General features: G+C 61.1%; 11 protein-coding genes. 8 read left to right on the forward strand and 3 right to left on the reverse strand.

All coding sequences use genetic code 11. From position 1 onward, the window contains the following. Nucleotides 1-8 precede the first annotated feature (8 nt). Nucleotides 9-680, reverse strand: coding sequence for a TetR/AcrR family transcriptional regulator (locus tag AO064_RS19340; protein ID WP_015886364.1), 672 nt, complete (start codon nt 678-680; stop codon nt 9-11). Nucleotides 681-826: 146 nt separating this feature from the next. On the opposite strand from AO064_RS19340, the gene AO064_RS19345 reads away from it, so the two are divergent. The 5 genes from AO064_RS19345 to AO064_RS19365 all read left to right on the forward strand — a co-directional run bounded on the left by AO064_RS19345 (nt 827) and on the right by AO064_RS19365 (nt 5,616). Continuing rightward, complete coding sequence (locus AO064_RS19345; RefSeq protein WP_064054331.1) at nt 827-2,254, forward strand: coniferyl aldehyde dehydrogenase; 1,428 nt, start codon at nt 827-829, stop codon at nt 2,252-2,254. A gap of 28 nt (nt 2,255-2,282) precedes the next feature. Beyond that, on the forward strand, nt 2,283-2,828 hold the full coding sequence (locus AO064_RS19350; protein ID WP_064054332.1) for a hypothetical protein: 546 nt from the start codon (nt 2,283-2,285) through the stop codon (nt 2,826-2,828). Nucleotides 2,829-2,913: 85 nt separating this feature from the next. Continuing rightward, on the forward strand, nt 2,914-4,509 hold the full coding sequence (locus tag AO064_RS19355) for a GMC family oxidoreductase (RefSeq protein WP_064054333.1): 1,596 nt from the start codon (nt 2,914-2,916) through the stop codon (nt 4,507-4,509). A 103-nt stretch (nt 4,510-4,612) separates the two neighbouring features. After that, nucleotides 4,613-5,092, forward strand: coding sequence for a pantetheine-phosphate adenylyltransferase (gene coaD, locus AO064_RS19360; RefSeq protein WP_003176711.1), 480 nt, complete (start codon nt 4,613-4,615; stop codon nt 5,090-5,092). 272 nt (nt 5,093-5,364) lie between these two features. Further along, nucleotides 5,365-5,616, forward strand: coding sequence for a YfhL family 4Fe-4S dicluster ferredoxin (locus tag AO064_RS19365; RefSeq protein ID WP_003195146.1), 252 nt, complete (start codon nt 5,365-5,367; stop codon nt 5,614-5,616). 101 nt (nt 5,617-5,717) lie between these two features. On the opposite strand, the gene mutM is transcribed toward AO064_RS19365, so the two are convergent. Both mutM and AO064_RS19375 read right to left on the reverse strand, forming a co-directional pair. Then, entirely contained in the window at nt 5,718-6,530 is an 813-nt protein-coding gene (mutM, locus tag AO064_RS19370) for a bifunctional DNA-formamidopyrimidine glycosylase/DNA-(apurinic or apyrimidinic site) lyase (protein WP_064054334.1), read from the reverse strand. A gap of 21 nt (nt 6,531-6,551) precedes the next feature. Then, nucleotides 6,552-7,364: an HDOD domain-containing protein gene (locus tag AO064_RS19375; RefSeq protein ID WP_173390415.1), complete on the reverse strand. Its 813-nt coding sequence runs from the start codon at nt 7,362-7,364 to the stop codon at nt 6,552-6,554. Nucleotides 7,365-7,658: 294 nt separating this feature from the next. On the opposite strand from AO064_RS19375, the gene AO064_RS19380 reads away from it, so the two are divergent. From AO064_RS19380 to ilvD, 3 genes are all read left to right on the forward strand, one after another. Then, a complete protein-coding gene (locus AO064_RS19380; protein ID WP_064054335.1) occupies nt 7,659-8,855 on the forward strand; it encodes a class I SAM-dependent rRNA methyltransferase in 1,197 nt (398 codons plus the stop codon). A 125-nt stretch (nt 8,856-8,980) separates the two neighbouring features. After that, the gene (locus AO064_RS19385) at nt 8,981-10,171 is read left to right on the forward strand and encodes an MFS transporter (RefSeq protein WP_064054336.1); all 1,191 of its coding nucleotides are present in this window, start codon (nt 8,981-8,983) and stop codon (nt 10,169-10,171) included. A gap of 240 nt (nt 10,172-10,411) precedes the next feature. Then, a complete protein-coding gene (gene ilvD, locus AO064_RS19390) occupies nt 10,412-12,253 on the forward strand; it encodes a dihydroxy-acid dehydratase (protein WP_003195159.1) in 1,842 nt (613 codons plus the stop codon).

A 12,253-nucleotide genomic window follows, 5' to 3' on the forward strand; every position in this document is an offset into this window, starting at 1 on the left:
GAAAGGTCCTACTTCACTTCTTCCAATGCCTGATTCAACGGCACATAAAATTCTTTGAACAATGCATCCACTGCCTCTTTGGCCTGGGGCGTGACAAACCCAGCCTCCAGCACCAGCACCTGATACACCCCACGCTTGATCGCCTCGGCGCTCAAGTGGGCGGAGTTTTCGTTGGTGGTGCACAAAAAACGCACCCAGGAGGTGAGGATGATCCAGGCATTGAGGGTCAGGGCTTCGGTTTGCACCGGGTCCATATTGAGAATACCGGCGTCGACGAACCCCTGGTAAATGGCGCCGCCCTGGACCAGGCAGCGTTGGGAAAAGCGCCGATAACCAGTGGCCAGTTCCGGGTCGCTTTCCAGCAGGTGTTCGAGGTCGCGGTGCAGGAAGCGGTAGCGCCACATGCCGGCCAATACGGCTTGCAGGTAGAAACGTTTGTCTTCGACAGTGACAGCGCGGCCTTGGGGCGGGCGCAGGAAACTGTCCACCAGGGCTTCGTATTCGCGAAACAGCAAGGCGATGATCGCCTGCTTGTTGGGGAAGTGGTAGTACAGGTTGCCCGGCGAAATTTCCATATGGGCGGCAATATGGTTGGTGCTCACACTGCGCTCACCCTGCTGGTTAAAAAGCTCCAGGCTGGTTTGCACAATGCGCTCGCTGGTCTTTACTCGTGGTGCCATAGGGGATCAGCTTCTGTACACGTGATGGGGCATCTTACGGCCTATTCTCGTAGGGATAAATCCGCATGTAGGCGTAATGACATTTGACAATTTAGAGTAATGACTCTAAAAATCCAGGCAGACCTATAACAATCGGGAACGCCGCCATGTCCGCCAACGTTGCCTACCTGCAAGATTCCCAGGCGCTGGATCAACTCCAGCACCTGTTCGACACCCAGCGCCGTGCCTACGCAGCCAACCCGATGCCGCCAGCGGCCCAGCGCCAGCAATGGCTCAAGGCCCTGCGCGATCTGCTCAGCGACGAGCGCCAGGCGCTGATCAACGCGATCAGCCAGGACTTCAGCCACCGCAGCGCCGACGAAACCCTGTTCGCTGAACTGATGCCCAGCCTGCATGGCATTCACTACGCCAGCAAACACCTCAAGGGCTGGATGAAACCTTCCCGCCGCGCTGTAGGCATTGCCTTCCAACCCGCGTCAGCCAAAGTCATCTACCAACCGCTGGGCGTGGTCGGGGTGATCGTGCCCTGGAACTACCCGCTGTACCTGGCCATCGGCCCCTTGGTTGGCGCGTTGGCGGCGGGTAACCGGGTGATGCTCAAGCTCAGCGAATCCACTCCCGCCACCGGCGAACTGCTCAAGGCGCTGCTGGCAAGAATCTTCCCCGAGGACCTGGTGTGCGTGGTGTTGGGTGAAGCGGAAGTCGGCATGGCCTTCTCCAAACTGCCCTTCGATCACCTGCTGTTCACCGGCGCCACCAGCATCGGCAAGCATGTGATGCGTGCAGCGGCCGAACACCTCACGCCGGTCACTCTGGAATTGGGTGGCAAGTCGCCCGCCATCGTGTCTGCCGACGTACCACTCAAGGACGCCGCCGAACGTATTGCCTTCGGTAAAGCGTTGAACGCCGGCCAGACCTGTGTCGCGCCAGACTACGTGCTGGTACCGGAAGACCGGGTCGACGCGTTCGTCGCGGCCTACACCCAGGCCGTTCGCGGATTTTATCCGACCCTGGTCGACAACCCGGACTACACGGCCATCATCAATGAGCGGCAACTGGCCCGGCTGAATGCCTACGTCAAGGACGCCACCGACAAAGGCGCCACCTTGATCCCGCTGTACGACCAGGGCCAGGCACGGCGCATGGCCCACAGCCTGTTGCTGAATGTCAGCGATGACATGACGGTGATGCAGGACGAAATCTTCGGCCCGGTGCTGCCGATCGTGCCGTATCGCGGCCTTGACCAGGCCTTTGCCTACATCAACCAGCGCCCTCGCCCACTGGCCCTGTACTACTTCGGCTACAACAAGGCCGAGCAGAACCGCGTACTCCACGAAACCCATTCCGGCGGCGTGTGCCTGAATGACACCCTGCTGCACGTGGCCCAGGACGATATGCCGTTTGGCGGCATCGGCCCGTCGGGCATGGGCCACTACCACGGTCATGAAGGTTTTCTCACCTTCAGCAAGGCCAAGGGCGTGCTGGTGAAACAGCGCCTGAACGCGGCGAAGTTGATCTACCCGCCCTACGGCAAATCCATTCAGAAGTTAATCCAGAAGCTGTTCGTTCGCTGAAACCGCCACCCACGGGACAACAATAACAATGAACCCTAGCCTGACTGATTCACCTGCGCTGTCGCGGCGCGGCGTCTTGAAAATCGGCCTGTGCGCCAGCGCGTTCCTGGCCACCGCCGGGTTGGGCGCCAGCCTCAGCGGTTGCTCCAGCAGCACCCCGGCCAGCGGCTTTGCCCTGTTGCGCAGCAGTGACTTGCCGTTCTTGCGCGCGGTCATCCCCGTACTGCTCGAGGGCGTGGCCAGCGCCCAGGAAGTCGCCAGCGGGGTGGAAGACACGCTTAAAAAGCTCGACTTCAGCCTGCAGCGCCTGTCGCCGGAAATGTTCAAGCTCACCCAGCAATTGTTCGACGTATTGAGCATGGGTATCACCCGCGGGCCGTTGACCGGGATTTGGGGCAGTTGGGAAAACGCCAGCGGCGAGCAGATCCGCAACTTCCTGCACCGCTGGGAGAACAGCTACCTGAACCTGCTGCGCATGGGCCAGGGCTCGCTGCTCAAGCTGGTGATCATGGCCTGGTACTTCCAACCGGCGTCCTGGGCCCACTGCGGCTACCCCGGCCCGCCGAAGATCTAGCCTTGATAACCGCCCCCCCCCTGTGGGAGGGGATGTGCAGTGTTTTCCCGAACTCAACTTCGTACAAAAATAAGAGTGCATTCCTATGCCCGTACCTGATCTGTTCCGCGACGGCATGGCCCGTGGCTGGAAAACCCACAATGGCGCCGCCCTCGACAACGACCTGACCCTGGAAGCCGACGTGGTGATCATCGGCAGCGGCGCGGGGGGCGGCACCACCGCTGAAACCCTCAGCGCAGCGGGCTACAAAGTGCTGCTGATCGAAGAAGGCCCGCTCAAGACCAGCAGCGATTTCAAGCTGCTCGAAGACGAGGCCTACACCAGCCTCTACCAGGAAGGCATCGGCCGCATGAGCAAGGACGGCGCGATCACCATCCTGCAGGGCCGGGCCGTGGGCGGCACCACGCTGATCAATTGGACGTCGAGCTTTCGTACCCCGGACGCCACCCTCGCCCACTGGGCCAGCGAATACGCCGTGAAAGGCCACAGCAGTGCCGAAATGGCGCCCTGGTTTGAAAAAATGGAACAACGCCTGGGCATCGCGCCCTGGGCTCTGCCGCCCAACCCCAACAACGATGTGATCCGCAAAGGCTGCGAAAAGCTCGGGTACAGCTGGCATGTGATCCCACGCAACGTACGCGGCTGCTTCAACCTGGGGTATTGCGGTATGGGCTGCCCGGTCAACGCCAAGCAGTCGATGCTGGTGACCACGATTCCGTCGACCCTGGAGAAGGGTGGAGAACTGCTCTACCTGGCCCGTGCCGAACGCCTCATCTACAGCGGCGACACCATCAGCAGCCTGGAATGCGTGGCCATGGACGCCCTGTGCGTGGCGCCGACCGGACGCAGGATCACGGTGAAAGCCAAGCATTACGTGCTCTCGGGCGGCGGCATCAACAGCCCTGCACTGCTGATGCGCTCGGACGCGCCCGACCCGCACTCACGGCTGGGCAAACGCACCTTCCTGCACTTGGTGAATTTCTCCGCCGGGCTGTTCGATGAGGTGATCAACCCGTTCTACGGCGCGCCGCAGTCGATCTATTCCGACCATTTCCAGTGGCAGGACGGCACCACCGGCAAAATGTCCTACAAGCTGGAAGCACCGCCTTTACATCCAGCGTTGGCCAGCACCCTGCTCGGTGGCTACGGCACCCAGAACGCCCTGGACATGAGCCAATTGCCTAACACTCACGCGATGCTGGCGCTGCTGCGCGACGGCTTCCACCCTGACAGCCCGGGCGGCAGCGTGGAGCTGCGCGGCGATGGCACGCCGGTGCTTGACTATCATGTGTCGGACTACGCCTGGGATGGCTTGCGCCGTGCGTTCCACAGCATGGCCGAGATCCAGTTCGCCGCAGGCGCCACGTCGGTCAAGCCGCTGCATCACGATGCGCGCTACGTGAAAACCTTGGGAGAAGCGCGCGCGATGATTGAAGGCCTCAACCTGGAATTGCACCGCACGTGCCTGGGCAGCGCCCATGTGATGGGCGGATGTGCCATGGGTGAAGACCCCAAAAATGCGGTGGCCGACAGCCTCGGGCGCCATCACCAGTTGCGCAACCTGTCGATCCACGATGGGTCGCTATTCCCCACCAGCATTGGGGCCAATCCACAATTATCGGTGTACGGCTTGACCGCGCAACTGGCGACGGCATTGGCCGAACGTCTGAAAACGGCATGAAAAAACCGTCGATTAACGGCATGTATCTCCATAAGTCGACTTGGCCGACCGGGATGGCTGCGATACCATCCGATTCCCCAACGGACTCCGCCAGGACGACGCGATGAACCGAGTGTTGTACCCAGGTACCTTCGACCCGATTACCAAAGGCCATGGCGATCTGGTCGAACGTGCCTCACGCTTGTTCGACCATGTGATCATCGCGGTCGCGGCCAGCCCCAAGAAAAACCCGCTGTTTCCCCTGGAACAGCGCGTGGAGCTGGCGCGTGAGGTCACCAAACACCTGCCCAACGTGGAAGTGGTGGGTTTTTCCACGCTGCTGGCGCATTTCGCCAAAGAGCAGAACGCCAACGTGTTCCTGCGCGGCCTGCGCGCGGTGTCGGACTTCGAATACGAATTCCAGCTGGCCAACATGAACCGCCAACTGGCGCCGGACGTTGAAAGCCTGTTCCTCACCCCGTCGGAGCGTTACTCGTTCATTTCCTCGACGTTAGTCCGTGAAATCGCCGCTTTGGGCGGAGATATCACCAAGTTCGTGCATCCGGCCGTGGCCGATGCGCTGACGCTGCGCTTCAAGAAATAATTCTGATGAGCGGTCCAGTTGTAGCCATCGGGCTTGCTGTGGTGAGCGGGCTTGCCCCGCGCTGGGCTGCGCAGCAGCCCCTCTGAACACACCTTGCACTGTCGGTTACACCTTGCCGTCAGGGTTTAGGGCCGCTTCGCGCCCCAGCGCGGGGCAAGCCCGCTCACTACAGACAAGCACCTACCTCAGGCTCGCACTGCGGGCGCCAATGCGGCACAATTGCGCGCATTAGTTTTCAGATGCCTTGGCTGACAGCCCTGGCAGGAGTTTCCATGTCCTTGATCATCACCGACGATTGCATCAACTGCGACGTCTGCGAACCCGAGTGCCCGAACGCCGCGATTTCCCAAGGCGAAGAGATCTACGTGATCGACCCCAACCTGTGCACCCAGTGTGTCGGTCACTATGACGAGCCGCAGTGCCAGCAGGTTTGCCCAGTGGATTGCATTCCGCTGGATGAAGCTCATCCGGAGACGGAAGAGCAGCTGATGGAGAAGTACCGGAAGATTACCGGTAAGGCCTGACGCTGTTTAGCGCCTGTCATGGCCTCGTCGGGGGCAAATGTTCGCAATTCAAATGTGGGAGGGGGCTTGCTCCCGATGGCAATATCAGCCATCACATAGAATCAGCGCTGGCACCTAGGGCAAAACACACTCGCCCGCTGCCCCAGCACCACGTTGCGCAACTCGGTCCCGCAGACCTTGCACGCCTCCCCTCCCCGGCCGTAGACGAACAGTTCCTGCTGGAAATACCCCGGTTGCCCGTCGCCGCCGATAAAGTCTCGCAACGTGGTGCCACCGCGTTCGATGGCAGCCGCCAGCACACGCTTGATCTCGATCGCCAGCTTCAAATAGCGCCCACGTGAAATACCGCCTGCGGCCCGACGCGGGTCAATCCCCGCCGCGAACAGCGCTTCAGTCGCATAGATATTACCCACGCCCACCACCACAGCGTTGTCCATGATGAACGGCTTCACCGCCATCGACTTGCCACGCGACAGCTGGAACAAACGCTCACCGTCAAACAGCTCGGTCAGCGGCTCCGGCCCCAGGCGAAGCAGCAGTTCGTGATTGTGCGGGTCCTGGCTCCAGAGCATCGCGCCAAAGCGACGCGGGTCGGTATAGCGCAGGGCCATGCCCGATTCGAGTTCGATATCCACATGTTCATGCTTAGCCGCCGGCAGGCCGACCTCCACCAGGCGCAGGTTACCCGACATGCCCAAATGGCTGATCAAGGTGCCCACTTCGGCATTGATCAACAGGTACTTGGCGCGCCGCTCCACCAACACGATGCGCTGGCCGGACAGGCGCACATCGAGGTCTTCCGGGATCGGCCAACGCAAGCGCCGCTCACGCACCACCACGCGGCTGACCCGCTGGCCTTCCAAGTGCGGGGCAATCCCGCGCCGGGTGGTTTCGACTTCTGGTAACTCGGGCATGTGTACCTCTTGCAAGAAGGATCAGTGGGCGCCGAGCTCGCGAATCGACAATTTCAAGCTCTCGAAGTCGTAGTCCGACAGGCCCACGTAGTCCAGCACCAGGTGGCTAATGGCATTCCACTCATGGTCGACCGCCTGGTTGCCTAGTACGCGGTAGGACGAGCAAATGTGCTCGGCCATTTTCAGGATCGCCAGCAGGTTTTTAAGCTGCGGATTGCGCGAAGACTCGTCGCTGAAAATCGCCAGGGCGTTGTGGTGGTTGGCGATCGCGTCGGTCACATGCTCCGGCAGGCGCCAGGACTTGGCGGTGTAGTAACCCACCACGGCATGGTTGGTGTTGAACGCGTTGTTCTCGGTGTCGACCACGCGGCAGTCGGGGCCGGCATTCGCATACGCCTGTTCCAGCACCGACATATAGCTGGGAAAGCGCTTGAGCATCAGCGGCACGCCACAGTCGTGGAACAGCCCCAGCGCGTAGGCCTCATCCACCGCCTGGGCGCCGGTGCGCTTGGCCAAGGTGAGGCAAGTCATGGCCACATCCTGGGCGGTGTCCCAAAAACGGTTGAGCGTGACGATGGTGTCGTCGCTCATCTCGCCTTTGATCGACAGGGCGTTGATCAGGTTGATGATCGACCGGCTGCCCAGCAAATTCACCGCTCGCTGGATCGAGGCAATCTTGTTGCTCAGTCCGTAGTACGACGAGTTGACGATCTTCAGCAGCGCGCCGGACAGGCCGGGGTCCTGGGAGATCAACCGCGCGATCACTTCCAGGTCCGGATCGGGCATGTATTGCTCCATTTGCAAATCCACCATGATTTGCGGCTGGGGCGGCACGCTGATGCCTTGCAGGGCCTGTTGGATCTGTTCGGCGGAAAGCTCTTGGGACATAAGTACACACTCTGGGCTAGGCAGGGATTCTAACCCCTAAGCAAAGCTGACTGACACCTCAAAACCCGAATTGAAACCGGATCAAATGTGGGAGCTGGCTTGCCTGCGATGCAGGCGCCTCGGTGTAACAGTCAAACCGAGGTGAGGCTATCGCAGGCAAGCCAGCGCCCACATGTCCGGCGGCGCCACCGAGCCCTATACAAAAAGGTATACTCCCGCTCTTTTTTCCGGAGCGACGTCATGTCCCTGCCAAGCCTGCGTCTCAAAGCCAACGCCGATCGTCGTTTGCGCAACGGCCACCTGTGGGTCTACAGCAACGAAATCGACGTGGCCGCCACCCCACTTCACGGCTTCCAGGCGGGCGACCAGGCCATCCTCGAAGCGGCCGGCGGCAAGACCCTGGGCATCGTGGCCATGAGCCCGAACAACCTGATCTGCGCCCGCCTGCTGTCGCGCGACATCAAGTTGCCGCTGGACAAGTCGCTGCTCGTGCACCGCCTCAACGTCGCGCTGTCCCTGCGTGACCGCCTGTTCGACAAGCCGTTCTACCGCCTGGTCTACGGCGATTCCGACCTGCTGCCAGGCCTGGTAGTCGACCGTTTCGGCGACATCCTCGTGGTACAGATCGCCTCGGCGACCATGGAAGCTCATAAAGAAGACGTGATCGCCGCCCTGACCCAAGTGCTCAAGCCGAGCGGCATCCTGTTCAAGAACGACTCCGCCGCGCGCGACGCCGAAGGCCTCAACCGCTACGTCGAAACCGTGTTCGGCCTGGTGCCGGAGTGGGTGACGCTGGAAGAAAACGGCGTGAAATTCGAAGCCCCGGTGATCCAGGGCCAGAAAACCGGCTGGTTCTACGACCACCGCATGAACCGCGCCCGCCTGGCCCCGTATGCCAAAGGCAAACGCGTGCTGGACCTCTACAGCTACATCGGCGGCTGGGGCGTGCAAGCTGCGGCCTTCGGCGCCAGTGAAGTGTTCTGCGTCGACGCGTCGGCCTTCGCCCTCGACGGCGTGGAGCGCAATGCCGCACTGAACGGCGTTGCCGAGAAAATGACCTGCATCGAAGGCGACGTGTTTGAAGCCCTCAAGGAACTGAAAGCCAGCGAAGAGCGTTTCGACGTAATCGTCGCCGACCCGCCGGCCTTCATCAAACGCAAGAAAGACATGAAGAACGGCGAAGGCGCCTACCGCCGCCTGAACGAGCAAGCCATGCGCCTGCTCAGCAAAGACGGCATCCTGGTCAGCGCCTCGTGCTCCATGCACCTGCCGGAAGACGACCTGCAGAACATCCTGCTGACCAGCGCCCGACACCTGGACCGCAATATCCAGATGCTGGAACGCGGCGGCCAGGGCCCGGACCATCCGGTGCACCCGGCGATTGTCGAGACGCGGTATATCAAGAGCATTACGTGCCGGTTGTTGCCGAATAGCTGATGCCGTTGGCCTGTAGGAGCCTCCGGGCTCCTACGAGCTTTCAGGAAGTTTCGCACCGCACCAGGTTTTGACTTTCCTCTGCTCAGGCTCGATCCTCGACCCCCTCACGGAATCGAGGCTCGCGCATGTCGGCGGCAATCACACACGCTGAAAAACCCTTCATTATTTTCTGGCTGATGACCATGACCTTGCTGGGCGTCTTCCCGCTTGACGTCGTGCTGCCGTCCTTTCCCGCCTTGGCGGAACACTTCTCCACCTCGACCACCCAGATCGCCCGCTCAGTCAGCCTATTCGCTATTGGGTTTTCCTGCTCCATGCTGTTGATCGGCCCGCTGTCCGACAGGATCGGCCGCAAAAAACTGCTACTGGCCAGCATGGTCGTTGCAATCATTGGCGCGGCCGGGTGCTTGGCGGCCAGCAACACGCCCCAATTCCTGTTTTTCCGTGTCATCCAGGCCATGGGCTGCGGCGGCTTCATACTGTCCCAAGCGCTGGTACAGGACCTGTTCTTCGGCAGAGAACAAGAGCGGTTGCGGATCGCAATGGTCACGGCCGGAGGAATCTTCATTTCGATTTCCCCGCTGCTGGGCGCGTGGCTGCAACTGCACTGGGGATGGCAAGCAAGCTTCTATGTGTTTATAGCGCTTTGTGCCGCAACCTTGATCATGGCTCACCGGCTACTCCATGGCGGCCTGCCTCAAGCGTCAGCGAGCCAGCAGAGCATGTTCAAGGCCTACGCCAAGGTCTTCGCCAACCGCCACTTCGCCAGCTATGCCACGATCTCGGCGATTACTTTCGCCTGCCATTTCTCGTTCATCGTGGTTTCGCCGCTGATTTTCATGGACCAGCTACAGCTGTCGCCCCACGAATACTCCTTGACCTTGCTTCTCTACGGCGCCGCTTACGTATTGGGCGGAATTTGTGCAGGCTTCCTGCATAAACGGCTACCGGCTGCGACCCAGATGGCCATCGGGCTGGTACTGATCGCGATCTCGGGCGTGGTCATGCTGTCCCTGGCCTATCATTTCGGCCTATCAACACTGACCGTGCTGGTGCCCATGCTGCTCTGCACTGCTGGCACCACAATCACCCGGCCCATTTCCAACTCCAAGGCCATGAGCTTGTTTCCAGACAACGCAGGTACGGCGGCTTCAGCCGTTGCAGCGGTATTATTCATTGCCGGTGGCCTTATCAGTGCATTCATCAGCACCTTTACGCACCACCTGAGCACCGCGCTGGGTCTGTGCTTTCTGATCCTGAGCATCGCCGCCCTGGTCCTGAACGCATGGGCACGGCGCCACCCGCACGTCCCGTAGCCGTTATCTTCACGGTTTCGGCCATTCCCTCCAGCCTCCAGCGGTGTAGAATCGGCCTATTCATCGCCAGTCATCCCCCGGCGGGTTTATGAGCTCGAGGCCCAAGCAAGCGGCGATCCCGCGACGCGAGTGGCAACTTCCGGACACACGGCTATTTTCGGGTGTTCCAGTCGTCAATTAGAAGCTCACTCCCCAGTAGTACCTGATAGTAGTTACTTGATTAGCCGCCCGGAGTGCTCCATGCCAGATTACCGCTCGAAAACATCCACCCATGGCCGCAACATGGCCGGCGCGCGCGCACTGTGGCGTGCCACGGGGATGAAAGATGACGACTTCAAGAAGCCGATCATCGCGATTGCCAACTCGTTCACCCAATTCGTACCAGGCCACGTCCACCTCAAGGACCTGGGCCAACTGGTCGCCCGTGAGATCGAACGTGCTGGCGGCGTAGCAAAAGAATTCAACACCATTGCCGTGGACGACGGCATCGCCATGGGCCATGACGGCATGCTGTATTCCCTGCCGAGCCGCGAGATCATCGCCGACTCCGTGGAGTACATGGTCAACGCCCACTGCGCCGACGCCATCGTATGCATCTCCAACTGCGACAAGATCACCCCTGGCATGCTGATGGCCGCCCTGCGCCTGAACATCCCGGTGATCTTCGTCTCCGGCGGCCCGATGGAAGCCGGCAAGACCAAGCTCGCCTCCCACGGCCTCGACCTGGTCGACGCCATGGTCATCGCCGCCGATTCCAGCGCTTCTGACGAGAAGGTCGCGGAATACGAGCGCAGCGCCTGCCCGACCTGCGGCTCGTGCTCCGGCATGTTCACCGCCAACTCGATGAACTGCCTGGTGGAAGCCCTGGGCCTGGCGTTGCCGGGCAACGGTTCCACCCTGGCCACCCACAGTGACCGCGAGCAGCTGTTTCTGCAGGCCGGCCGTACCATCGTCGAGCTGTGCAAGCGTTACTACGGCGAGAACGATGAGTCGGTGTTGCCGCGCAATATCGCCAACTTCAAGGCGTTCGAAAACGCCATGACCCTGGACATCGCCATGGGCGGTTCCACCAACACCATCCTGCACTTGCTGGCCGCCGCCCAGGAAGCCGAGATCGATTTCGACCTGCGCGACATCGACCGTCTGTCCCGTCACGTGCCACAACTGTGCAAAGTCGCGCCGAACATCCAGAAGTACCACATGGAAGACGTGCACCGCGCCGGCGGGATCTTCTCGATCCTCGGCTCGCTGGCCCGTGGCGGCCTGCTGCACACCGACCTGCCGACCGTGCACAGCAAGTCCATCGCCGAAGGCATCGCCAAGTGGGACATCACCCAGACTGACGATGAAGCCGTGCACACCTTCTTCAAGGCTGGCCCGGCGGGCATCCCGACGCAAACCGCGTTCAGCCAGTCGACCCGTTGGGACACCCTGGACGACGACCGTGAAAACGGCTGCATCCGCAGTGTCGAGCACGCCTACTCGCAAGAAGGCGGCCTGGCCGTGCTGTACGGCAACATCGCCCTGGATGGCTGCGTGGTGAAAACCGCCGGCGTGGATGAATCCATCCACGTCTTCGAAGGCCGCGCCAAGATCTATGAAAGCCAGGACAGCTCGGTACGCGGCATCCTCGCTGACGAAGTGAAAGAAGGCGACATCGTGATCATCCGCTACGAAGGCCCGAAAGGCGGCCCGGGTATGCAGGAGATGCTCTACCCGACGTCGTACCTGAAGTCCAAGGGCCTGGGCAAAGCCTGCGCCTTGCTGACCGACGGCCGTTTCTCCGGCGGCACCTCAGGCCTGTCCATCGGCCACGCTTCGCCGGAAGCCGCTGCCGGTGGCGCGATTGGCCTGGTGCAGGATGGCGACAAGGTGCTGATCGACATTCCGAACCGCTCGATCAACTTGTTGATCAGCGACGAAGAACTGGCTGCACGCCGGGTCGAGCAGGACAAGAAAGGCTGGAAGCCGGTGGAGAAGCGTCCACGTAAAGTGACCACCGCGCTGAAGGCCTATGCCTTGCTGGCTACCAGTGCCGACAAGGGTGCGGTGCGTAACAAAGCGATGCTCGACGGTCTGTAA

The organism is Pseudomonas marginalis, assembly GCF_001645105.1.
In the GTDB taxonomy this organism is placed as follows: Bacteria; Pseudomonadota; Gammaproteobacteria; order Pseudomonadales; family Pseudomonadaceae; genus Aquipseudomonas; species Aquipseudomonas petroselini.